General features: G+C 62.9%; 24 protein-coding genes. 19 read left to right on the top strand and 5 right to left on the bottom strand.

Annotation, left to right across the window (positions count from 1 at the left end; genetic code table 11):
* Positions 1-120 precede the first annotated feature (120 nt).
* From ACFY68_RS24790 to pdeM, 10 genes are all read left to right on the top strand, one after another.
* Complete coding sequence (locus tag ACFY68_RS24790; RefSeq protein WP_387532935.1) at positions 121-615, top strand: DUF6231 family protein; 495 nt, start codon at positions 121-123, stop codon at positions 613-615.
* Between the two features lie 2 nt (positions 616-617).
* A complete protein-coding gene (locus ACFY68_RS24785; protein WP_346616053.1) occupies positions 618-1,094 on the top strand; it encodes a YchJ family protein in 477 nt (158 codons plus the stop codon).
* A 2-nt stretch (positions 1,095-1,096) separates the two neighbouring features.
* The gene (locus ACFY68_RS24780; RefSeq protein WP_346616054.1) at positions 1,097-1,573 is read left to right on the top strand and encodes an LEA type 2 family protein; all 477 of its coding nucleotides are present in this window, start codon (positions 1,097-1,099) and stop codon (positions 1,571-1,573) included.
* 7 nt (positions 1,574-1,580) lie between these two features.
* The gene (locus ACFY68_RS24775; protein ID WP_012313055.1) at positions 1,581-1,784 is read left to right on the top strand and encodes an SEC-C metal-binding domain-containing protein; all 204 of its coding nucleotides are present in this window, start codon (positions 1,581-1,583) and stop codon (positions 1,782-1,784) included.
* Positions 1,785-1,964: 180 nt separating this feature from the next.
* Positions 1,965-4,406 carry a penicillin acylase family protein gene (locus ACFY68_RS24770; protein ID WP_387532930.1) on the top strand — a complete coding sequence of 814 codons (2,442 nt, stop codon included), beginning with the start codon at positions 1,965-1,967 and terminating at the stop codon, positions 4,404-4,406.
* A gap of 203 nt (positions 4,407-4,609) precedes the next feature.
* Positions 4,610-5,626 carry a ligase-associated DNA damage response exonuclease gene (locus tag ACFY68_RS24765; protein ID WP_387532927.1) on the top strand — a complete coding sequence of 339 codons (1,017 nt, stop codon included), beginning with the start codon at positions 4,610-4,612 and terminating at the stop codon, positions 5,624-5,626.
* A complete protein-coding gene (locus ACFY68_RS24760) occupies positions 5,623-7,281 on the top strand; it encodes an ATP-dependent DNA ligase (RefSeq protein WP_387532924.1) in 1,659 nt (552 codons plus the stop codon). Before ACFY68_RS24765 ends, ACFY68_RS24760 begins: the two co-directional genes overlap by 4 nt.
* A gap of 106 nt (positions 7,282-7,387) precedes the next feature.
* A complete protein-coding gene (locus ACFY68_RS24755) occupies positions 7,388-8,503 on the top strand; it encodes a succinylglutamate desuccinylase/aspartoacylase family protein (RefSeq protein WP_346614416.1) in 1,116 nt (371 codons plus the stop codon).
* A 68-nt stretch (positions 8,504-8,571) separates the two neighbouring features.
* Entirely contained in the window at positions 8,572-11,025 is a 2,454-nt protein-coding gene (locus ACFY68_RS24750) for a ligase-associated DNA damage response DEXH box helicase (protein WP_387532921.1), read from the top strand.
* Between the two features lie 44 nt (positions 11,026-11,069).
* Positions 11,070-11,678, top strand: coding sequence for a ligase-associated DNA damage response endonuclease PdeM (gene pdeM, locus ACFY68_RS24745; protein WP_387533004.1), 609 nt, complete (start codon positions 11,070-11,072; stop codon positions 11,676-11,678).
* A 13-nt stretch (positions 11,679-11,691) separates the two neighbouring features.
* Here the strand turns inward: pdeM and ACFY68_RS24740 are convergent, their stop codons facing one another.
* Positions 11,692-11,919 (bottom strand): hypothetical protein, encoded by a 228-nt coding sequence (locus ACFY68_RS24740; RefSeq protein ID WP_346614418.1) that lies wholly within the window; start codon positions 11,917-11,919, stop codon positions 11,692-11,694.
* A 98-nt stretch (positions 11,920-12,017) separates the two neighbouring features.
* Positions 12,018-12,584 carry a dCTP deaminase gene (gene dcd / locus ACFY68_RS24735; RefSeq protein ID WP_012313046.1) on the bottom strand — a complete coding sequence of 189 codons (567 nt, stop codon included), beginning with the start codon at positions 12,582-12,584 and terminating at the stop codon, positions 12,018-12,020.
* 329 nt (positions 12,585-12,913) lie between these two features.
* Here dcd and ACFY68_RS24730 point away from each other — a divergent pair, with 329 nt between their 5' ends.
* Positions 12,914-13,123, top strand: coding sequence for a cold-shock protein (locus ACFY68_RS24730; protein WP_016488765.1), 210 nt, complete (start codon positions 12,914-12,916; stop codon positions 13,121-13,123).
* Between the two features lie 196 nt (positions 13,124-13,319).
* On the opposite strand, the gene apbC is transcribed toward ACFY68_RS24730, so the two are convergent.
* On the bottom strand, positions 13,320-14,414 hold the full coding sequence (gene apbC, locus ACFY68_RS24725; protein ID WP_387532915.1) for an iron-sulfur cluster carrier protein ApbC: 1,095 nt from the start codon (positions 14,412-14,414) through the stop codon (positions 13,320-13,322).
* A gap of 156 nt (positions 14,415-14,570) precedes the next feature.
* Here apbC and metG point away from each other — a divergent pair, with 156 nt between their 5' ends.
* From metG to ACFY68_RS24690, 7 genes are all read left to right on the top strand, one after another.
* Positions 14,571-16,616: a methionine--tRNA ligase gene (metG, locus tag ACFY68_RS24720; protein ID WP_387532912.1), complete on the top strand. Its 2,046-nt coding sequence runs from the start codon at positions 14,571-14,573 to the stop codon at positions 16,614-16,616.
* Between the two features lie 89 nt (positions 16,617-16,705).
* Entirely contained in the window at positions 16,706-17,254 is a 549-nt protein-coding gene (locus ACFY68_RS24715; RefSeq protein WP_387532910.1) for an Rnf-Nqr domain containing protein, read from the top strand.
* Between the two features lie 9 nt (positions 17,255-17,263).
* A complete protein-coding gene (locus ACFY68_RS24710; RefSeq protein WP_387532908.1) occupies positions 17,264-18,238 on the top strand; it encodes an RnfABCDGE type electron transport complex subunit D in 975 nt (324 codons plus the stop codon).
* A complete protein-coding gene (locus ACFY68_RS24705; RefSeq protein ID WP_387532905.1) occupies positions 18,235-18,837 on the top strand; it encodes an RnfABCDGE type electron transport complex subunit G in 603 nt (200 codons plus the stop codon). The genes ACFY68_RS24710 and ACFY68_RS24705 overlap by 4 nt, the downstream gene beginning before the upstream one ends.
* The gene (locus tag ACFY68_RS24700; RefSeq protein WP_387532902.1) at positions 18,830-19,354 is read left to right on the top strand and encodes an Rnf-Nqr domain containing protein; all 525 of its coding nucleotides are present in this window, start codon (positions 18,830-18,832) and stop codon (positions 19,352-19,354) included. The genes ACFY68_RS24705 and ACFY68_RS24700 overlap by 8 nt, the downstream gene beginning before the upstream one ends.
* A 4-nt stretch (positions 19,355-19,358) precedes the next feature.
* Positions 19,359-19,997 carry an endonuclease III gene (nth, locus tag ACFY68_RS24695; protein ID WP_387532899.1) on the top strand — a complete coding sequence of 213 codons (639 nt, stop codon included), beginning with the start codon at positions 19,359-19,361 and terminating at the stop codon, positions 19,995-19,997.
* A gap of 104 nt (positions 19,998-20,101) precedes the next feature.
* Positions 20,102-20,278: a PA3496 family putative envelope integrity protein gene (locus ACFY68_RS24690; RefSeq protein WP_346614426.1), complete on the top strand. Its 177-nt coding sequence runs from the start codon at positions 20,102-20,104 to the stop codon at positions 20,276-20,278.
* Positions 20,279-20,328: 50 nt separating this feature from the next.
* Here ACFY68_RS24690 and ACFY68_RS24685 read toward each other — a convergent pair whose 3' ends face one another.
* Positions 20,329-20,955: a response regulator transcription factor gene (locus tag ACFY68_RS24685; protein WP_346614427.1), complete on the bottom strand. Its 627-nt coding sequence runs from the start codon at positions 20,953-20,955 to the stop codon at positions 20,329-20,331.
* A gap of 364 nt (positions 20,956-21,319) precedes the next feature.
* Between ACFY68_RS24685 and ACFY68_RS24680 the strand changes: the two genes are divergently transcribed.
* On the top strand, positions 21,320-21,826 hold the full coding sequence (locus ACFY68_RS24680; RefSeq protein WP_387532895.1) for a hypothetical protein: 507 nt from the start codon (positions 21,320-21,322) through the stop codon (positions 21,824-21,826).
* 66 nt (positions 21,827-21,892) lie between these two features.
* On the opposite strand, the gene ACFY68_RS24675 is transcribed toward ACFY68_RS24680, so the two are convergent.
* Positions 21,893-23,110, bottom strand: a complete 1,218-nt coding sequence (locus ACFY68_RS24675) for an argininosuccinate synthase (protein WP_346614429.1) — start codon at positions 23,108-23,110, stop codon at positions 21,893-21,895.
* Positions 23,111-23,415: the final 305 nt, after the last annotated feature.

The raw sequence follows: 23,415 nt of genomic DNA, 5'->3' as shown, positions 1-23,415 counted from the left end.
CTCTGGGAGTAAAGACCGTGCTTTTCATCCCTGCCAGCAATAAGCCACAGCGTGGTCACATGCCGCTTTGCCCGCGACCAACAGCCCGTTAGTCTTGAGATACCTGAACGAGGAATGGCAATGACCGACGGTTTTTCCCAACGCACACCGCAGCAGGCCCTGGCGGCCCTGCTCGAGCGCTTCACCCCGCAACGCCTGCTGCTGGTAGGCACCCGCTTCCCGGCCTTGGACGCATTTGCCCAGGCCCATCCGCAGGTGACCATCGAGGTCTGCTCGCCTGGTGCTCTGCCGGCGCACATTGCCGCACAGCGCTTCGACCTGGCCGTGCTGGTGGACTGCCTGGAACACCTGCCCAAACGGGCTGGCCTGGAACTGCTGGGCGGCATCCGCAACCTCAACGCCAGCCGGGTCGCGGTGCTTGCCGACCTGCGTGCCAGTGGCTGGCAGGACACCGATTTTTTTGCCCTGGCCCTGTCGGCCAGCGAGAAATTCCGCCGCGACGAGCAGGTGCTGAGCTTGTTCACCTATGATCTACATGATTACAAACAGGTCCCGGACTGGTTGAACGCCAGGTTCTGGGCCAACCCTGAAAACTTCGGCAAGTACTGGTGGTGATGATGAGTGTCTCGGTTTGCCCTTGTGGCAGCGGTAACCTGCTGGACGCCTGTTGCGGGCACTACCACGCCGGAACCCCGGCACCGGATGCGCAGACATTGATGCGTTCGCGCTACAGCGCTTACGTGCTGGGCCTTATCGATTACCTGGTCGCCACCACCCTGCCGGCCCAACAGGCCGGGCTGGACCGCGCCGCCATGGCCGCCTGGAGCGCGCAAAGCACCTGGTTGGGGTTGGAAGTGGAGAACGCCGAGGTACTGGGAGGCCAACCCGAGCATGCTTTCGTCACCTTCATTGCGCGCTGGCATGACCAGGAGGGCGACCACCAGCACCGCGAGCGGTCCGCCTTCGTGCAGCACGACAGGCGCTGGTTCTTCATCGACCCGACGGTCGAGCTCAAGGCCGGCCGCAACGACCCTTGCCCCTGCAGCAGCGGGCAGAAGTTCAAGAAATGCTGCGCCAGCTACGTCGGTAACTGACCATGATCGCCCTGGCCCGCACGCTCATGCTTGGCACCCTGCTGGCACTGCAGACGGGCTGTGCACTATGGGGTGGCGACGACTGGCGTGCGCCCCAGGTGCATCTGGTCGAGGTCGAAACGGTCAAGGCGCGCTTGCTTGAGCAGGAATTCGTGTTGCACGTGCGTATCGAAAACCCTGACGACAGCCGTCTGTTCATTCGCAACCTGAGCTATTCGATCTGGCTCAACGACCTGCTCCTGGCAGAAGACCAGGCCAGCATCTGGCGCAGCGTCGGTGGCCACGCCCGGCGCACCTTCAAGATCACCGCGCGGACCAACCTGTGGAAACAGCTCAAGCCGTTGGCCAAGTTGCTCAAAAGTGAGCAGACGCTGCACTACCGCTTGCAGGGTGAACTGGCGACCGGCCTGCTCATCCACCGGGACCTGCACATATCGCGCAGTGGTGAGATAATGCCCGGCGATTTCATACCGGAGTAACCCTGCAATGACCCAACAACCCCACGTTCATGGCCCTGACTGCAACCACGGTCACGATCATCACCACGATCACGACCACGGCCATGTGCACGGCCCGCATTGCAACCACGGCCACCAGGAGCCGGTTCGCAACGCCCTGAAGGACGTCGGCCGCAACGACCCATGCCCGTGTGGCAGCGAGAAGAAATTCAAGAAGTGCCACGGGGCTTGATACGGCTTGAGTGCTGCGGTGCGGCGTAAATCGAGCGCCGCCCGCGCGGCGCTCGATCTCATGTAAAAAAACAACCCAAGACTAGCACCCAAAGCCCCAATCCCCAGGCGCCGAAAACCCATCGGCATGCTACTTTAGCGCCAATCAAAACCCCCGCCTCGCCTTGCAGGAGCCCTTGTCATGGCCGCCCCCGTCCTTCCTCCCTTCCGCCTGCGGTTCGCCACCGCTGCCACGCTGCTTGGCATGCTCGGGCTTGCCGGTTGCCAGATGGGCGGCTACCAGGACAGTGTGCCACCGACAACCGGCGTGCAGCCGCTCAAAGGGCTGGCGCAAAACGTTTCGGTTCGGCGCAACGCCATGGGCGCGCCGCTGATCGAAACCAGCAACTTCCACGACGCCCTGTTCAGCCTGGGTTACGTGCATGCCGGTGACCGCATCGAACAGATGCTCGCCATGCGCCTGCTCGCCCAAGGCCGCCTGGCAGAAATGGCGGGCAGCGACGCACTGGACATCGACCGCCTGATGCGCGCCGCCAATCTCAAACAGAATGCTACCCAGCTGTATACGGACGCCTCGCCACGGCTCAAGCGCTTCTTCGAAGTCTATGCCCGGGGCGTCAACGCCTACCTGTTCCGCTATCGCGACAAATTGCCGGCCAACCTCGCCAGCAGCGGCTACCGCCCGGAATACTGGAAGCCCGAAGACTCGGCATTGATCTTCAGCCTGTATGCCTTCAGCCAGTCGGTGAACCTGCAGGAAGAGCTCAGCGCCCTGACCTTGGCGCAAAAGGTGGGCAGCGACAAATTGCCATGGTTGCTGCCCGGCGCACCGGATGAACCGCTTGCCGACGCCGAGGTGGAAAAACTCAAGGGCCTGAACCTGGCTAGCCAGCTGCCGGGCTTGGCTATGCTCGCTGCGGCCAGCCAGAAGCTCGCCGACCTTGACCTGCTCGGCAGCCCCGGCTCGGCCAACCTGGCACTGGGCCCGCAACGCAGCCGCAGTGGCAAGAGCCTGCTGGCCAGCGACAGCCGGGCAGCCTGGGCCTTGAGCCCGGTACAAATCCACACCAGCAAGTACCAGGTGGCTGGCCTGTCGCTGCCGGGGCTGCCCATCGTCCTGGCCGGTTACAACGGCAAACTGGCCTGGAGCAGCAGTGCGGTGATGGCCGACAACCAGGACCTGTACCTGGAACAACTGCGCCATCAGGGCAGCCAGCTCAGCTACCTGGCCGATGGCAAATGGCTGCCCGCCCGCGCGCGCACCGAAACCTTTTTCGTCCGCGGCCAACGCCCGCAGCGCGAAGTGATGTACGACACCCGCCACGGCACCCTGCTCTCGCAGCCGGGCAATGCCAGCCTGGGCCTGGCGCTGAACCTACCGCAGCTCAAGGGCGACCGAAGCCTTGACGCGCTGTTCGACCTGACCCGGGCAAAAAACGTCGAGCGCGCGTTCGACAGCACGCGCGAGATCGGTGCTGCGGCGCTCAATTTCGTGTTCGCCGAACCTGAACACATTGGCTGGCAGGTCAGCGGCCGCTACCCGAACCGCCGCGAAGGCCAGGGCCTGCTGCCGTCGCCTGGCTGGGACGGGCGTTTTGACTGGGACGGCTATGCCGACCCGATGCTGCACCCCTATGACCAGGACCCGCCAGCCGGCTGGATCGGCCACGCCAATCAGCGCAGCCTGCCGCGTGGCTACGGCATGCAACTGTCCAACACCTGGTACTACCCGGAGCGCGCCGAACGCCTGGGCCAACTGGCTGGCAATGGCCGCCACGACAGCCGCAGCCTGATGGCGCTACAGAACGACCAGGTGACGCTGCTGGCCGACAAGCTCAAGCAGATGTTCGATGCGCCCGGCATGGCCCAGCCGCTCAAACAGGCCATCGACGCGCTGCCAGGTGCCCAGCGCGACAAGGCCCGCGATGCGCTGGCCCGATTGAAAGCGTTCGACGGCCGCCTGAGCCCGGTCTCGGCAGATGCGGCGCTGTATGAACTGTTCCTGCAGGAAGTCGCGCGCCAGACTTTCCTCGACGACCTCGGCCCGGAGTCCAGCCCAGCCTGGCAGGCGTTTGTCAGCAACGCCCGCCTGTCCTACTCGGCCCAGGCCGACCACCTGCTTGGCCGGGAGGACAGCCCGTTCTGGGATGACCGCAACACGCCGCACAAGGAAGACAAACCGGCCATTCTCGCCCGTAGCCTGGCGGCGGCGGTGGATGCAGGTACCGCCCAACTGGGCAGCGACCGCCGCGCCTGGCAATGGGGCAAGCTGCACCAGTACCGCTGGCCAGCCCCGGCCTACCACGGCCTGGGCGATGCCCTCAGCCGCTCGCCGCTGGCGGCCGGCGGTGATTTCAGCACCCTGGCCCTGACGCCTTATGCATGGGGCAGCGATTTCGACACCCGCCTGCCGGCCTCGGCACGCATGATCGTCGACTTTGGCCAGGCCGAACCGCTGCAGGTGCTGACCAGCAATGGCCAGTCAGGCAACCCGGCCAGCGGGCATTACAGCGATGGGCTGGATGCCTGGTTCAAAGGGCGGTTCACGAGCCTGCCGTTGCAGCCGCAGAATTTTGCGCGGGCTTATGGGAGCCAGCGGTTGACGTTGGTGCCTGGTAGGTAACCGGGAATAATGGCGGCAGGGCTGTGATGTGCTCGCCTTTGGCCTTCCAGGTGGTTTGAGATCGAGCGCCGCGCGGGCGGCGCTCGATCGCAAGAGCGCCACCGCACTCGCGACAGGCACCTAACCTCAAACTCAAACCTCTGCGAACTTCCCAACCCTGGCACCGCTCCTAACTGGTAACCCCAACCACCAGTGCCTACGCCATGGACCTCGTCATCGCCCGCCCCGAAGGCCTGTACTGCCCGCCCGGTGATTTTTACATCGACCCGTGGCGGCCGGTGGCGCGTGCCATCATCACCCATGGCCATGGCGACCATGCCCGTCGCGGCAACGCGCATTACCTGACCGCCACCCCTGGCGCCGGTATCTTGCGCAGCCGCCTTGGCCAGGACATCGACTTGCAGACCCTGGACTACGGCGAACGCATCCGTCACCACGGCGTCACCATCAGCCTGCACCCGGCCGGGCATGTGCTGGGCTCGGCCCAGGTGCGCCTGGAGCATGAGGGCGAGGTCTGGGTGGCCTCCGGTGACTACAAGGTCGAGCCCGACGGTACCTGCGCCCCGTTCGAGCCGGTGCGCTGCCACACCTTCATCACCGAATCGACCTTCGGCTTGCCCATCTACCGCTGGCCAAGCCAGGCCGAGGTGTTTGCCGGGGTGAATGCCTGGTGGCGGGCCAACCGGGATCAGGGCAAGGCCAGCGTATTGTTCTGCTACGCCTTCGGCAAGGCTCAGCGCATCCTGCACGGCCTGGATAGCAGCATCGGGCCGATTCTGGTGCACGGTGCGGTGGAGCCCCTCAACCAGGTATACCGCGAGGCGGGTGTGTACCTGCCGCAAACCCTCTATGCGGGTGATGTGCCACGAAACGACCCACTCATGCGCCAAGCCATCGTTCTGGCGCCCCCCTCTGCCGCAGGCAGCAGCTGGATGCGCCGCTTTGGCGAGTACAGCGATGCCTTCGCCAGTGGCTGGATGCTGCTGCGCGGCACGCGGCGCCGGCGCGGCGTGGACCGTGGCTTCGTGTTGTCCGACCATGCTGACTGGCCAGGCCTGCTCTGGGCCATCGAGCAGACCGGTGCCGAACGGGTGATGGTGACCCATGGCTCGGTCAATGTGCTGGTGCGCTTGCTCAATGAAAAGGGCCTCGATGCCCGCGCCTTCGTTACCGAGTATGGCGAGGAAGATGACGCCCCCGCGACGGAAGCCGGAGCATGAGAGCCTTCGCCCAACTCTACCTGCGGCTGGATGCCACGACGTCCAGCAATGCCAAGCTCGAAGCGCTGCGCGACTATTTTGCCGCCGCCCCTGCCGAAGATGCGGCCTGGGCCGTGTATTTCCTGTCGGGTGGCCGACCACGCCAGCTGGTGCCTACCCGCGTACTGCGCGAACTGGCGACGGCACTGGCCGGCCTGCCCGATTGGTTGTTCGAGGAAAGCTACCAGGCGGTGGGCGATCTGGCGGAAACCATATCGCTGCTGCTGCCTGAAAATCAGCACGGCAGCGACGACGGCCTGGCCCATTGGGTTGAAGGCCACCTGCTCCCCCTTCGCGGGCTGCCCGCCGAAGAAGTGCAGCAGCGCCTGCCTCCCCTGTGGGCACAACTGGACCGCCCCAGCCTGATGCTGTGCTTGAAGCTGATCACCGGCAGCTTTCGCGTCGGCGTGTCCAAATTGTTGGTCACCCGCGCCCTGGCCCAGCTGGCCGGGCTGGATGCCAAGCGCGTGGCGCAGCGGCTGGTCGGCTACACCGACATCAGCCATCGCCCTACTGCCGACAGCTACCAGAAGCTGATCGCCGCCGAATCGGCTGATGAGCACAGCCAGCGCGGCGGCCAGCCTTACCCGTTCTTTCTGGCGCATGCCCTCCAAGCCCCCACCGAGCAGTTCGACGACCTGCTTGGCCCCCCCAGCGCCTGGCAGATCGAATGGAAGTGGGATGGCATTCGCGCCCAGGTGGTCAAGCGCGATGGCCAGGTGTGGGTGTGGTCGCGCGGCGAAGAGCTGATCACCGACCGCTTCCCGGAGCTGCACAGCCTGGCGCAGAGCCTGCCGGACGGCGTCGTCCTCGACGGCGAGATCCTGGTCTGGAAACCCGGCGCCACCGCCGAAGCGCTGGCCGTGCAACCGTTCGCCCTGCTGCAGCAACGCATTGGCCGCAAGACCCTGGGCAAGAAGCTGCTGGCCGACACGCCCGTGGTACTGCAGGCGTACGATTTGCTGGAGTGGCAAGGCGAGGACTGGCGTAACCGACCACAACACGAACGCCGTCAGCAGTTGCAGTGCCTGGTCGCCGACTACCCACTGGCCCCCGTGCTGCTGTCGCCGCTGCTGGAAGGGCAGGACTGGCAAGACCTCGCCGTTCAGCGCGAACAGTCGCGCAGCCTGGGGGTCGAGGGCCTCATGCTCAAGCAGCGTGACGCCTTGTACGGTGTGGGGCGAACCAAGGACATGGGGGTATGGTGGAAATGGAAGATCGACCCGTTCAGCGTCGATGCGGTGCTGATTTACGCCCAACGCGGCCATGGCCGACGCGCCAGCCTGTACAGCGACTACACCTTCGCCGTCTGGAACGCGCCACCCGGTAGCCCGGAGCGTGCGTTGGTCCCGTTCGCCAAGGCCTACTCGGGCCTCAGCGATGAAGAAATGCGCAAGGTGGATGCCATCATCCGCAAGACCACGGTAGAAACCTTCGGCCCGGTGCGCAGCGTGACCCCGACGCTGGTGTTCGAGCTGGGCTTCGAGGGTATCGCACTGTCCAAGCGGCACAAGAGCGGCATCGCCGTGCGCTTCCCACGCATGTTGCGCTGGCGCCAGGATAAACCGGTCGCCGAGGCGGACGACCTGGCGACCTTGCAGGCACTGCTGGCCTGACCGCACACCGTGGCAAGACGCGCAGACAGGCACAGCCGGCAAAATTATGCTTAGCTTTGTGCCGACCCGTGTCGCAGACCGTTTTCGCCACGTAATCAGGACCACCATGCACCATTCGACCCACGACTTGCTGTCCCCCGTACCCGGCATCACTCGCCAACTGCACAGTTTCCACTTCGGCCCGCGCGGTGGCGCCAAGGTGTATATCCAGGCCTCACTGCATGCCGACGAACTGCCGGGCATGCTGGTGGCCTGGCACCTCAAGCGCCGCCTGGGCGAGCTGGAACAGCAAGGGCGCCTGCGCCGCGAAATCATCCTGGTGCCCGTGGCCAACCCGGTGGGCCTGGAGCAGGTGATGCTGGATGCGCCGCTGGGCCGTTTCGAGCTGCAAAGTGGCGAGAACTTCAACCGCAATTTCGTCGACCTTTCCGACAGCATCGGCGACCAGATCGAGGGGCATCTGACCCAGGACCCCGCGCACAACCTCGCGCTGATTCGCGAGTACCTGCGCCGCGGCCTGGATGCCCACCCGGCGCTTACGCCGCTGCAGTCTCAGCGCCTGATCCTGCAGCGGCTGGCCTGCGATGCAGACCTGGTCCTCGACCTGCACTGCGACTTCGAGGCGGTCGAACACCTTTATACCACCCCGGAAGCCTGGCCACAGGTCGAGCCGCTGGCCCGCTACCTGGGGGCCCAGGCCAGCCTGCTGGCCACCGATTCCGGCGGGCAGTCGTTCGATGAATGCTTCAGCCTGGTCTGGTGGCAGCTGCAGCAACGCTTCGGCAAGCGCTTCCCGATCCCGTTGGGCAGCGTCGCGGTGACCGTCGAACTGCGTGGCCAGGCCGACGTCAGCCATGACCTGGCAAGCAAGGATTGCCAGGCGATCCTTGATTACCTCACCCACGCGGGCGTCCTAGCGGGTACACCCGCGCCCTTGCCGGCACTGCCCAGCCCCGCTACCCCACTGGCCGCTGTCGAACCGGTATCGGCCCCGCTCGGTGGGCTGCTGGTGTATCACGCCCGGCCTGGCCAGCAGCTTGAGGCTGGCCAACTTATCGCCGAAGTCATCGACCCGCTCAGCGACCGGGTGACCGCCGTGCGCAACAGCCAGCCCGGCCTGCTGTATGCCCGCAGCGTGCGGCGCATGGCCACGGCCGGAATGGTCATTGCCCACGTAGCAGGTCAACAGGTGTGCCGCAGCGGCTATCTGCTGGCGAACTGACTCGGTAAAACCAATGCACCGGGCGGGTGGTCCTTATAAGCACAGCCCTCGAAGGACACCGCGCCCGCATGCCCGCCCAAACAGACCTAGCCAATGCCTGGTTCACCGCACGCGGCTGGAAGCCCTTCGCCTTCCAGCGGCAAGTCTGGGCGGCGGTCGGCCGCGGCGAATCGGGGTTGCTGCATGCCAGCACTGGTGCCGGCAAGACTTACGCGGTATGGCTTGCGGCGCTGCGCGCCTTTGCCCAGCCTGCCCCAGGCCGCCAGCCCGCGCCGTTGCAAGTGCTGTGGATCACCCCCATGCGCGCGCTGGCCGCAGATACCGCCCGGGCCTTGCAAGCACCACTGGATGAGCTCGGCCTGAACTGGAGCGTCGGTGTGCGCAGCGGTGACACCGGCAGCGCCGAGCGCGCCCGGCAAGCCAGGCGCCTGCCGAGCACCTTGATCACCACCCCCGAAAGCCTGACCCTGCTGCTGACCCGGGCACAAGCCTGCGAGGACTTCGCCCACCTGCGCCTGGTGGTGGTGGACGAATGGCACGAACTGCTGGGCAACAAGCGCGGCGTGCAACTGCAACTGGCCCTTGCCCGCCTGCGCCGCTGGCACCCGCGCCTGGTGACCTGGGGGCTCTCGGCCACCTTGGGCAACCTGCCCCATGCGCTCGAGGTGCTGTTGCCCGAGGGCGGCCAATTGGTGCGAGGCCGCCAGGACAAGCGCCTTATTGTCGATACCCTGCTGCCCGAGGCCATCGAACGCTTCCCCTGGGCCGGCCACATGGGCCTGAAAATGCTCGACCCGGTCGCCCGTGAGCTCGACGGCAGTGCCAGCAGCCTGGTGTTCACCAATACCCGCGCCCAGGCCGAGCTGTGGTACCAGGCCTTGCTCGACGCCCGCCCCGACTGGGCCGGGCAAATCGCCCTGCACCATGCCTCATTAGCCCGCGCGACCCGCGACTGGGTGGAACTCAGCCTCAAACAGGGTGCGCTCAAGGCCGTGATCTGCACGTCCAGCCTGGACTTGGGGGTGGATTTCCTGCCAGTGGAGCGGGTCATGCAAATTGGCTCGGCCAAAGGTATCGCTCGCCTGATGCAGCGCGCCGGGCGCTCCGGGCATGCGCCGGGGCGTCAGTCGCGGATCACCCTGGTGCCCACCCACAGCCTGGAACTGGTGGAGGCCGCAGCGGCACGCAACGCCTTGGCTGCGGGGCATATCGAAGCACGCCGCTCGCCGCGCCTGTGCATGGATGTGCTGGTCCAGCACCTGGTCTCTATGGCACTGGGCAGTGGGTTTCGCCCAGCCGAACTGCTTGCTGAAGTGCGCAGCACCTGGGCATTTCGCGAGCTGCGTGACAGCCAATGGCAGTGGGCGCTGGACTTCGTCAGCCATGGCGGCAGCTCACTCAGCGCCTACCCTGACTACCAACGCGTCGAAGCCCACGCCGATGGTGTCTGGCGGGTCGCCAGCGAGCGTCTGGCGCGGCGCCATCGCATGGGCATCGGCACCATCGTCAGCGACGCCAGCCTGCAGCTCAAATACTGGAGCAAAGGTGGCGGCGGCAAACACCTGGGCAGTGTCGAAGAAGCGTTCATCGCCCGCCTGCGCCCAGGCGACACCCTGGTCTTTGCCGGGCGTGTACTAGAGCTGGTGCGCGTAGAGAACATGACTGCCTACGTGCGCCGCAGCACTGCCCGCAAAGCCGCCATCGCCCGCTGGAATGGCGGGCGAATGCCGCTTTCCAGCGAACTGGCCGATGCCTTGGTGGAAAAGCTCGATGCCGCCGCCCGCGGCCATTTCGACGACCCGGAGATGCGCGCGGTGCGCCCATTGCTCACGCTTCAAGGGCAGTGGTCAGCCTTGCCCAGCACACAGACGCTGTTGGCCGAAACGCTTGCCACACGCCAAGGCTCACACCTGTTTCTGTACCCCTTTGCCGGGCGCATGGCCAACCTGGGCCTGGCCAACCTGATCGCCTGGCGGATCAGCCGCCACCAACCGCTGTCGGTCTCCATTGCCGTTAGTGACTACGGCTTCGAGCTGCTCAGCCCTAGCCCCGTGGACTGGGCCACCCATCTGCCTGCGGCGTTGTCCGGCGAGGATCTGCTGGATGATGTGCTGGCCAGCCTGAACGCCAGTGAAATGGCCTTGCGACGCTTTCGTGAAATCGCCCAGATTTCCGGGCTGGTGTTTGGCGGGTACCCGGCGGCGCAAAAGAGCACTCGGCAGATCCAGGCGTCGAGCGGGCTGTTCTTCGAGGTCTTTCGCAAGCATGATGCCGGCAACCTGCTGCTGGGCCAGGCACGGGACGAAGTGCTACGAGAGGAACTGGAAATCGAACGATTGCAGGGTCAATTGGCCAAAATGAGCCGGCTGCGCCTGGACATGCGCGAACTGCGACGGCCAGGGCCACTGGCGTTCACGCTGCTGGTGGAAGGCATGCGAGAAACCCTGAGCACAGAGAAGCTGGCGGATCGCATTGCGCGGATGGTCGCCGACCTTGAAAAAGCCGCGAGCAGAACGACGTGAGTGAACACCTGGCCATCGAACATTGCGGGCAAACACTGTGGTTGATGCCTGACCGTGCCCTTTACTGGCCAGCCCGTCGCGCTCTGCTGGTAGCCGACGTGCATATCGGCAAGGCTGCCAGTTACCGCGCATTGCACCAACCCGTACCACGCGGCACCACCGAAGCCACGCTCCAGCGCCTGGATGCACTGCTTGCAGCCTGTGAGTGCGAGATGTTGATCGTGCTGGGCGACTTCCTGCATGCGCGAACGGGCCGGACCGCGGCAACGATGGCCAAGCTACAGGCTTGGCGGACGCGCCATGCAGGGTTGCGCATCGTGCTGGTACGTGGCAACCACGATCGCCATGCAGGTGATCCACCCGCACAGCTTGGCATCGAGGTTCAAGATGAACCTTGGGTACTGCCGCCATTCGCGCTGCAGCACGAACCTGAAACACACCCGGACCACCCGGTGTTGTCAGGCCATGTACACCCGGTATACGTCCTGCGTGGTCGCGCCCGCCAGCGGCTGAGGCTGCCCTGTTTCGTCATGGGTCAGGTCAGCCTGTTACCGGCGTTTGGTGAATTCACTGGCGGCTGGAATGTCGAGCAGAACCAGGGCAACCGCATCTACCTTGCCGGCGCGGACCAGGTCTGGCCATTGCAGCTCTGACTGAACGGGCCGTTCAGGCCACAGGGGCAGGAGGCGGTTCATCGGGCAGGGTTGGCTCGCCCGGTTCCATGGGTGGTGTATCCCCAGGCTGGGCGGGTTGCGGGGTATCCGGGCCAGGCTGACCGGGTACGCCGCCAAGGTGCATCGGCGCAGGATGGGCCAGCAGAGACCACGCCAGCATGCCGATATGGTTGGGCTGCAGCACAGCCAGCTTTGCACTGATTGCGGGATCGAGTTTCATGGGTAACTCCTGACTAGGGCCGCCACGCATCATGCATGGCAGCACTGTTCAGTAACTTGGAGTGCCCAAGCGAGAACTAATTCCCCGCGCTCGTCGGCTCAGGTGCGTGGCAGGGTGACGCCGCGCTGGCCCTGATACTTGCCACCACGGTCCTTGTACGACACTTCGCACTCTTCATCGGATTCGAGGAAGAGCATCTGCGCTACGCCTTCATTGGCGTAGATCTTCGCCGGCAGTGTGGTGGTATTGGAGAATTCCAGGGTCACGTGGCCTTCCCACTCCGGCTCGAGTGGCGTGACGTTGACGATGATGCCGCAACGCGCATAGGTGCTCTTGCCCAGGCAGATGGTCAGCACGTTGCGCGGGATGCGGAAGTACTCGACGGTACGGGCCAGGGCGAAGGAGTTCGGCGGGATGATGCAGACATCGCTCTTGACGTCGACGAAGCTGCCGGCGTCAAAGTTCTTTGGGTCGACGGTGGCCGAGTTGATGTTGGTGAACACCTTGAATTCGTCGGCGCAACGCACGTCGTATCCGTAGCTGGAAACGCCGAACGAGATCACCCGGCTGTCGTGCTCGCCGCGCACCTGGCGCTCGACGAACGGTTCGATCATGCCGTGTTCCTGCGCCATGCGGCGAATCCACTTGTCCGATTTGATGCTCATGGCGGGGGTGTCCTGAGAGTTGCGAGGTGAAAAAACGAAAGGCGCATCTTACCGGTCCCCGCGCTCAGGTTAAAGTTCCATCCCGCATCCCGCGCCAGACGGGGCTTGCGGCCGCCGCCGATCCGAATTTCATCAAAGGCTATTTTGGAGATTGGCAGCTCGTGGAAAGTGGGTTAAGGTGACGCCACTGTGCTGCACGTGACACCGAGAATCTCTAGTTTGATGCACGATCCTGATCGCACCATCGCTGAATTTTCTGCTCTCTTTGCACTCAGTCCCGGCCAGGGTTTTTCCTGACCGTTATCTACTTTGTCCAAGGAGACAGAAAAATGTCCAACCGTCAATCCGGTACCGTTAAGTGGTTCAACGATGAGAAAGGCTACGGCTTCATCACCCCTCAGTCGGGCGACGATCTGTTCGTGCACTTCAAAGCCATCCAAGCTGACGGCTTCAAAACCCTGAAAGAAGGCCAGGCTGTTACTTTCGTCGCTACCCGCGGCCAGAAAGGCATGCAGGCTGAAGAAGTTCAAATCGCCTAAGCGATTTAGCTTCCTAGCTTTCAAAAAAACCCGCCTTCTGGCGGGTTTTTTTATGCCTGTCCAGGAGCGGCCTTGCCGGCGCGCCGGACCGGTCGGAAAGGGGTGCGAAGCGCCCCAAGCTATGTGATCCAACCACATATTGCTGGGGCCGCTTTGCGGCCCTTTCGCGGCACAAGGCCGCTCCCACAAAAATGCGTCAGTCTTCGCTAATGGTAATGCTCGGCATCGCGGGTGCCGCCGCTTCTTGCAAGACGATCCGTGCACCCACCTGGCGGGCCAGTTCCTGATAGACCATGGCAATCTGGCTTTCTGGCTCGGCAATCGCAGTCGGCTTGCCGCTGTCGGCTTGCTCACGGATCAGCATCGATAGCGGCAGTGAAGCCAGCAGCTCGACACCATACTGCGCCGCCAGCTTCTCGCCACCACCTTCACCGAACAGGTGCTCGGCATGGCCGCAGTTGGAGCAGATGTGCACCGCCATGTTCTCGACCACACCCAGCACCGGGATGTTGACCTTGCGGAACATCTCCACGCCTTTCTTCGCATCCAGCAGCGCCAGGTCTTGCGGCGTGGTAACGATCACCGAACCCGCCACCGGGACCTTCTGCGCCAGCGTCAGCTGGATATCGCCGGTACCCGGCGGCATGTCGATAACCAGGTAATCGAGGTCGTCCCAAGCCGTCTGGGTCACCAATTGCAGCAGCGCACCGGACACCATCGGGCCACGCCATACCATCGGCGTGTTGTCATCGGTGAGAAATGCCATCGACATGACCTCGACACCATGCGCCTTGATCGGCACGAACCACTTCTGCTCGCGAATCTGCGGCCGGGTGCCTTCGGCGATACCGAACATCACACCCTGGCTGGGGCCGTAGATATCGGCGTCGAGGATGCCCACCCGGGCCCCTTCGCGGGCCAGGGCCAAGGCCAGGTTGGCGGCCGTGGTCGATTTGCCGACACCGCCCTTGCCCGAGGCCACGGCAACGATGTTCTTGACGTTGGCCATGGCCGGCACCTGGGCCTGGGCCTTGTGCGCGGCGACCACGCAGTCGATCGATACCTGGGCCGAACTGACACCGTCGAGGTTCTCTATCGCGGTCTGCAACACCTGGGCCCAGCCGTTCTTGAACAGACCGGCGGCATACCCCAGTTGCAACTGCACAGCGACCTGCCCGCCCTGGATATCGATGGCGCGCACACAGCCGGCGCTGACCGGGTCCTGGTTCAGATAAGGGTCGGTGTACTGGCGAAGCACGCCTTCGACGGCGGCACGGGTGACGGCACTCATGGAGGCTCCCATTGGCAAACGGATAGTCAAACAGACGCCTATCCTAACCCGTCAATCGTCAGCAGTTGCGTCCATGGGGTGAAATATATTCGCCGGCCCTTTATAGTGGCCGATCACCCTCATTTTTACCCGAGCCATATAAGTAGCCGAGCCACCATGTCCGAGCCACGCCAGATTCTCGTCACCAGCGCCCTGCCCTATGCCAATGGGTCCATCCACCTTGGCCATATGCTTGAGTACATTCAGACGGACATGTGGGTTCGCTTCCAGAAAATGCGCGGCAACCAGTGCATCTATGTCTGCGCCGACGACGCCCACGGTTCGGCCATCATGTTGCGCGCCGAAAAGGAAGGCATCACCCCGGAGCAGCTGATCGCCAACGTCCAGGCCGAGCACAGCAGCGACTTCGCCGACTTCCTGGTGGATTTCGACAATTTCCACTCCACCCACAGCGACGAAAACCGCGAACTGTCGGGCATGATCTACTCGCGTCTGCGCGACGCCGGGCACATCGCCACCCGTTCGGTCACCCAGTACTTCGACCCTGAGAAGGGCATGTTCCTGGCCGACCGCTTCATCAAGGGCACCTGCCCCAAGTGCGCGGCCGAAGACCAGTACGGCGACAACTGCGAAAAATGCGGTGCCACCTACGCGCCGACCGAGCTGAAGAACCCCAAGTCGGCAATCTCCGGCGCCACGCCGGTGCTGCGCGACTCGCAGCACTTCTTCTTCAAGCTGCCGGACTTTCAGGCCATGCTGCAGCAGTGGACCCGCAGCGGCACGCTGCAGGACGCCGTGGCCAACAAGCTGGCCGAATGGCTGGACGCCGGTCTGCAGGAATGGGACATCTCGCGTGACGCGCCGTACTTCGGCTTCGAGATCCCGGGCGAGCCAGGCAAGTATTTCTACGTGTGGCTGGATGCCCCGATCGGCTACATGGCCAGCTTCAAGAACCTGTGCGCGCGCCGCCCTGAGCTGGACTTCGATGCGTTCTGGAACGAAGGCTCGAAAGCCGAGCTGTACCACTTCATCGGCAAGGACATCGTCAACTTCCACGCCCTGTTCTGGCCAGCCATGCTCGAAGGCGCAGGGTTCCGCAAGCCGACCGCGGTCAACGTGCACGGTTACCTGACCGTCAACGGCGCCAAGATGTCCAAGTCGCGCGGCACCTTCATCAAGGCCCGCACCTACCTGGACCACCTGCAGCCTGAATACCTGCGTTACTACTACGCCGCCAAGCTCGGCCGTGGCGTCGATGACCTGGACCTGAACCTCGAAGACTTCGTGCAGAAGGTCAACTCCGACCTGGTCGGCAAGGTGGTCAACATCGCCAGCCGCTGCGCCGGCTTCATTCACAAGGGCAATGACGGCGTGATGGTTGCCGGCGACGCTGCGCCAGAGCTGAGCGAAGCGTTCCTCGCTGCGGCCCCGTCCATCGCCGAAGCCTACGAGGCCCGTGACTTTGGCCGTGCCATGCGCGAAATCATGGCCCTGGCTGACCGTGCCAACGCCTGGATCGCCGACAAGGCACCGTGGTCGCTGGCCAAGCAGGAAGGCAAGCAGGACGAAGTCCAGGCAATCTGCGCCCAGGGCATCAACCTGTTCCGCCAACTGGTGATTTTCCTCAAGCCGGTGCTGCCGGTACTGGCCGCCGACGCCGAGGCGTTCCTCAATGTCGCGCCGCTGAGCTGGAACGACCACCAGTCGCGCCTGGAAAACCACCCGCTCAACCCGTTCAAGGCACTGATGAGCCGCATCGAACCGGCCAAGGTCGAAGCCATGATCGCCGCCAGCAAGGAAGACTTGCTGGCAGCTGGCGGCCAGGCCCAGGCACCCGCCGGCAACGGCGAACTGGCCAAGGACCCGCTGTCGGCGGAAATCGAATTCGACACCTTCGCCGCCGTCGACCTGCGCGTGGCGCTGATCGTCAAGGCCGAAGCGGTGCCGGGTGCCGACAAGCTGCTGCAACTGACCCTGGATATAGGTGACGAACACCGCAACGTGTTCTCGGGCATCAAGTCGGCCTACCCCGACCCGTCCAAGCTTGAAGGCCGCCTGACCATGATGGTCGCCAACCTCAAGCCACGCAAAATGCGCTTCGGTGTGTCCGAAGGCATGGTCATGGCGGCAGGCCCTGGCGGCGAAGAGATCTACCTGCTCAGCCCGGACAGCGGCGCCAAGCCAGGCCAGCGCATCAAGTAACCTCCCCCGCCCCGGCCTCAGTGCCGGGGTTTTTCATCCCCTCGCGTATTGCCGGACGTTGCCAGCGATTCCCGGCTATCGTCATTGGCATGAATGACCATGCCCTGGTTCTGGTCAGCGCAGCGCTGCTCAGCCATCTGCTTTTGCAACAACAGCCGGCCTCACGGCTGCGCCTGCACGTGTGCGGCCTGGCGTGCGCCTTGTCGATCGTGTGTGGGGTCACTGGGGGGCAACTGCTTGAGCGTCTGCTCGTGGTGCCTTGGCAATTGCAGGACCTGCGCTTGTTCCTGCTGCTGCCTTGGATGGCACTGCTCGCCTGGGGTGTAACGCGAGCACTGGCAAGGTTACGGCCTGATTGGCCCACAGCAGACCTGACCTGGCCGATAGTGAGCAATGCCTTGCTGCTGGGCCTTGCATTGCAGGTCGTCGGCGAGCACCGTGAATGGCTTGCCGCGCTGGGCTACGGCTTAGTCGCCGGGATGGGTTTCTGGCTGGCCCTGGTGCTTTTTGATGACCTGATGCAGCGTAGCAAACACCCTGACGTGCCGAAAGCATTGCGCGGCCTGCCTGTCACATTGCTCGGCGCAGGTGTCATGACCCTGGCGTTCTCAGGCCTCAACGGTTTACTCGGGCAATGAGACTGGCTCATGACCACACCTGACCCACGGCTGCTGCGCGACGCAATGGGCCTGGTGCTGCTGGCCTGTCTTCCTGGTTTGCTGGCATCGTTCTGGCTGCTGGGGTGGGGCCTGCTGTTCAGCCTGCTGCTGTGCATGCTCGCTGCAGCCTGCTGCGAAGCTGCGTGCCTGACGCTTCGAGGCCGGCCTGTCGCAACGGCACTGAGCGACGGTAGCGCGTTGGTGAGCGCAATACTGCTGGCGCTCGCCCTGCCCACCCAGGCGCCTTGGTGGTTACCGGTGATTGCCGCCACCATCGCCATTGGCCTAGGCAAGCAAGCCTTCGGCGGCGTAGGACGCAACGCGTTCAACCCGGCGATGGTCGGCTATGCCTTCGTGCTGCTGAGCTTCCCGCTGCAGATGAGCCATTGGCCCGCCCAGTCGCCAGGTTTTTTCGACAGCTTGAACCTGGTGTTTGACAGTCGCGAACAGATCGATGCATGGGCCGGGCCGACCGTGCTCGACGGCCTTCGCCACAATCTCAGCCTGACCATCGATGAACTGTTCGCCCATCACCCGGGCTTCGGCCATTTCGGCGGCCGCGGCATTGAATGGGTGAACCTGGCGTTTCTTCTGGGCGGGGTGTTTCTGATACAGCGCAAGGTCTGCAGCTGGCATGCCCCGGCCGGCCTCTTGGCGGCGTTATTCGTATTCAGCTTACTGGGCTGGAATGGCTCAGGCTCGGACTCCAATGGCTCGCCACTGCTGCACCTGTTCTCGGGCTCGACCATGCTGGCGGCATTTTTCATTGCCACCGAACCGGTTTCTGGCCCCAAGGCCGGTTTGGCAAAGTTGATGTTCGGCGTTGGTGCCGGCGCGCTGATCTATGTGATCCGTACCTGGGGTAGTTACCCGGATGGCACTGCGTTTGCCATTCTGCTGATGAACCTTGCAGCCCCGGCGCTGGACCGGCTTGCCACCCGGCAACAGCAGGCCACACCATGAACCGCCCTGTGCGCAGCGCATTGTGGGTGTTGCTGGTCGGGGCGCTGGCTTTGCTGGTCACTGTTACCTGGCAGCAATTTACCCGAAAGCCCATTGCCGATGCCGAACAGCAACTGCAAGCCCGCCAGTTGCTCGCTGTTCTGCCTGGCCAAAACTACGACAACAGGCCATTGAGCAACCCCCTGCCGCTGCCGGGGGCGCAGCCGCCGAATAGCCGGATATTGGCCGCCTATCGCGCAACCCGCGGCACGGCGGCTACAGCGTTGATCCTGGTGAGCCAGGTACAGGGTTACGCCGGGCCCATACGGCTGAGCCTTGCCATCGCTGCGGATGGCCGCCTGATCGGCACCCGAGTGATCGATCAACAGGAAAGCCCCGGCCTCGGTGGGCGCATCAGCGACCCGCACGTGAATTGGCTGGCGCAGTTCGCCAACCGTCGGCTTGACGCCCGCTGGGCACTCAAGCGCGACCAGGGCGACTTCGATCAATTGGCCGGAGCGACCGTTACCTCGCGCGCGGTCATCGAGGCACAGCACGACGCGTTGCGCTACGTTGACCAACATCGCACGCAGCTGCTCGGGGGCCCTGAACATGACTAGGTCCTACTTGCTGGTGGCAAGCCTTGCGCCGCTGCTGGGCGCTACCCGGACATTCATGCAAGCAGCGGTCATCGGCATCAGCATGCTGCTGCTGACAGTGCTGCACCAGACATTGCTGCACCCTCTTCGCCCAAGGCTCGACGGGGCGATGTATGGGCTGGCGAGCCTGCTGCTGGTGGCTGCCCTGGCCTGTTGTCTGCAACTTGCCCTGCGCGCCTGGGCCCTACCGCTTGCCTTGGCGCTCGGCGACTTCCCGGCACTGATCTGCGTTCAATGCCTGGCTATGGACCGCCTGCTGCCTGAGCAGGGCCGCTGGCGCCAGCTGAGTGTGCACCTGGCTGGCTTGCTGGGCCTGTGCCTGTTGCTCGGTGCCAGCCGCCAATGGCTGGAAAATGGCCTGAACCTGCACATCGCCAGCCTGGCGCCTGGCGCGCTGCTACTGCTCGGTTTGCTGTTGGCCTTGTACAATCGCCTGCGTCCGGGCCCAGCCCCCTCACGTCGTCAAGGAAAGCGTTGACCCCATGAATGCCGCCAAACGCCTGGAGATCTTTCGCAGGCTGCACGAAGATAACCCCGACCCCAAAACGGAACTGGCTTATACGACCCCTTTCGAGTTGCTGGTCGCCGTGACCCTCTCTGCACAGTCCACCGATGTCGGCGTCAACAAGGCCACCGCCCGCCTGTTCCCGGTTGCCAATACCCCGCAAGCCATCTACGCGCTCGGCGTCGAAGGTTTGAGCGAGTACATCAAGACCATCGGGCTGTATAACAGCAAAGCGAAGAACGTCATTGAAGCTTGCCGCTTGCTGATCGAGCGCCACGACGGTGAAGTGCCGCAGACCCGCGAAGCACTGGAGGCGCTGCCGGGCGTAGGCCGCAAGACCGCCAACGTGGTGCTCAACACCGCATTCCGCCAGCCCACCATGGCAGTCGATACGCATATTTTCAGGGTAAGCAATCGCACCGGTATCGCACCTGGCAAGACGGTCTTGGAGGTCGAGAAGAAGTTGCTCAAGTTCGTACCCAAGGATTACCTGATCGATGCGCACCACTGGCTCATCCTGCATGGGCGCTATGTGTGCCAGGCGCGCAAGCCCCGCTGCGGCAGCTGCCGCATTGAGGACTTGTGCGAGTACAAGCTGAAAACGTCGGACGATTGATCCGATAGTGATTAGGTAGCGGTTTCGATTGAAAAAATCTTTTTTACCAACGTTCGCTTTCTGGTTATAAGGACGGCCAATGGCCCTTTGGCTTGGAGCGACTCATGAGTACCGATAAAGACGAGCTGTCGATCGAAGATGACTTTGCCACCACTGACGATGATGCCGAGCCCCAGGTAGAACCCGCCAAGACCAACCTGAGCAAGCGCCGGACCATCGACAACCTCCTCGAAGAACGACGCCTGCAGCGGCAACTCGCCGATTTCGACTACGACCTGTAGCCCGGACCAAAAAAAAGCCTCCCACACGGAGGCTTTGCGCTCCTCGAATGTCAGGTAAGGCCATGCCGCTGAGCAAGCTCGATCAGGTCCACCAGCGAATGGGCGTTGAGCTTGAGCAGCAAACGGGTCTTGTAGGTACTGACTGTCTTGTTGCTGAGGAACATGCTGTCGGCGATGTCCTTGTTGGATTTGCCACGCGCCAGCTGCTGCAGCACCATCATTTCCCGCGCTGAAAGGCGGCTGACCATCTCGGTCTCACTAACGCCCCCCACTTGCCCGCGTGACTTGTGCAAAGCCTGGTTGGGGAAATAGCTGTAGCCCGACAACACGGCCTTGATTGCACTGAGCAGTTCGGTGAGCTCCTGCTGCTTGCACACATAACCTGATGCCCCCGCCTGCATGCAGCGCATCGAGAAATGCCCCGGGGATTGTGAAGTAAGCACCAGCACACGGCTGCACGGGCTGGCCGAAGCCATGCGGGCAATCACCTCGAGCCCGTCAAGTTTGGGAATGCCGATATCAAGCACCACGATATCCGGCAGGTGCTCCCGGGTAAGCTGCAAAGCAGCCACGCCATTGTCGGTTTCCGCGACCACATCGTAGCCATGCCGCTCCATCAGCATGCGCACTGCCAAGCGTATGACCGGATGATCATCCACGATAAGGACTTTATTCATGCGATATCCATTCATTCATTATTTTGCGTTGACGTCGGGACACCATAACCGAGCAGGGGGTTCAATGGCGTGTCAATTTCCCGCGCAAACAGACGAATAGATCAACCTTACATCGCTTTCGGAATTTTCCTACAGGATAAAATTTACCCCCAAGCATAGATGCATATTTTCCCGTGCATTTGAATCGTCTGAATATCAAACAGCATGACAGGAAAAATCCGCTGCACTGGCGGGTTTAGCCAACCACAAATGGGTAAATCCAGCAGCTCGACGTCGGGATCAATTTCACCGTCCGGAAACAGTCCATCATTTAGTTGATCGCCTCGCTAGGGTATTGATTAGAAAACCGCAGGAGGCCCACATCATGACTGCAACCCAGCCCGCAGCCCCACTGACGATCATCGCCATCTTTGCCGGGATCATCGAGTCCTCTGCATTGGCAACTCTTCCATTTCTCAGCGAAAAAAGTCAGGGACTCTACACTTGGTTTCTAGTGGGTTTTCCGTTTTTTCTTACCGCGCTTTTTTTCCTGACACTCAACTTCAATTACAAGTCACTCTACAAACCCGAAGAAGCGGGTACTGCAACTGAGGCGGCTACACCACCTGCGACAATTGATGCGCAACCATTAACGGCCCAGTCTGACCGACCCAACGAAAACCCTGAAACACTCTCATCCACAGTTCAGCCTGTGACACTCATGCTGTCCGGCCCCGATGCACAGAAACTGATCCAGGAACATCTACTCCGGGCCGTTTCAGAACCTCAACTCGTAGGCGCCAACTGGATATTTTGCAACTTGGACAATCAGCAGTGTTTTCGCCTGTCCACAAGCGAGCTACCGGAAAATGCGGCTCAGCTGATGAAGTGAATATACGGCCTTTCGCGCAAAAAAAACCCCGGCCGGAGCCAGGGTTCTTTCAACAGCCTGAGGCGCTTAGAGCATCCCGCGGCCTTTGTTCGCAGCAATACGCATGCGCAGCGCATTCAGCTTGATGAAGCCAGCCGCATCCGCCTGGTTGTAGGCGCCGCCATCTTCTTCAAAGGTCGCGATGTTGGCATCGAACAGCGAGTCGTCCGACTTGCGCCCGACAACGGTGACATTGCCTTTGTACAGCTTCAGGCGCACAACGCCGTTCACGTTGACCTGCGAAGCGTCGATCATCTTCTGAAGCATCAGACGCTCCGGGCTCCACCAGTAGCCGGTGTAGATCAGGCTGGCGTACTTGGGCATCAGCTCATCTTTCAGGTGAGCGACTTCACGGTCCAGGGTGATCGATTCGATGGCGCGGTGAGCCCTGAGCATGATGGTGCCGCCCGGGGTTTCGTAGCAGCCGCGCGACTTCATGCCGACGTAACGGTTTTCCACGATATCCAGGCGGCCGATGCCGTTGGCACCGCCGATGCGGTTCAGGTCGGCCAGGACGGTGGCTGGGCTCTTCTCGACGCCGTCGATGGCGACGATGTCACCATTGCGGTAGGTCAGCTCGATGTAGGTTGCCTGGTCCGGTGCGTTCTCTGGCGAGACGCTCCAGCGCCACATGTCTTCTTCGTGCTCGGTCCAGGTATCTTCCAGGACACCGCCTTCATAGGAGATGTGCAGCAGGTTGGCGTCCATCGAGTACGGCGATTTCTTCTTGCCGTGACGCTCGATCGGGATGCCGTGCTTCTCGGCGTAATCCATCAGCTTTTCGCGGGACAGCAGGTCCCACTCGCGCCATGGGGCGATGACCTTGACGCCTGGCTTGAGCGCGTAGGCACCCAGCTCGAAACGTACCTGGTCGTTGCCTTTGCCGGTGGCGCCATGGGAAATGGCGTCAGCGCCGGTTTCGTTGGCGATTTCGATCAGGCGCTTGGCGATCAGCGGGCGGGCGATGGACGTACCCAGCAGGTACTCGCCTTCGTAGACGGTGTTGGCGCGGAACATCGGGAAGACGAAATCACGCACGAACTCTTCGCGCAGGTCGTCGATGTAGATCTCTTTGACGCCCATTGCCTGGGCTTTGGCGCGAGCCGGCTCGACTTCTTCGCCCTGACCCAGGTCAGCGGTGAAGGTCACCACTTCGCAGTCATAGGTATCCTGCAGCCACTTGAGAATCACCGAAGTATCAAGGCCGCCGGAATACGCCAGTACGACCTTTTTTACGTCCGCCATGCCATCACTCCACGGGGTTGTACGGAAAGGGATCGATTCTACCGGCGTTACGGATAAATTTACAGTGGGGCGACAGCTTGTGACGACAAAGCGACAGGAAGTGTCGAGGGGGCGACGTGGGGGGGGGTGGGTTGGTGGGGGGTGGTAGGTGTATGGCTGGAGGAGGTGTGGCTAGCGGGTGCATGCCTTGAGGGGGTTGGCGCATGTGAGATCGAGCGCCGCCCGCGCGGCGCTTCGCGGGGCAAGCCCGCTCCCACATTTGTTGCAACGTGCCATTCCAGTCAGGCCATGGTTGTTCGCCTTGG

Origin of the sequence: Pseudomonas sp. NPDC012596 (genome assembly GCF_042902325.1) — a bacterium.
In the GTDB taxonomy this organism is placed as follows: domain Bacteria; phylum Pseudomonadota; class Gammaproteobacteria; order Pseudomonadales; family Pseudomonadaceae; genus Aquipseudomonas.
This window is presented reverse-complemented; position numbering and strand designations above follow the sequence as displayed.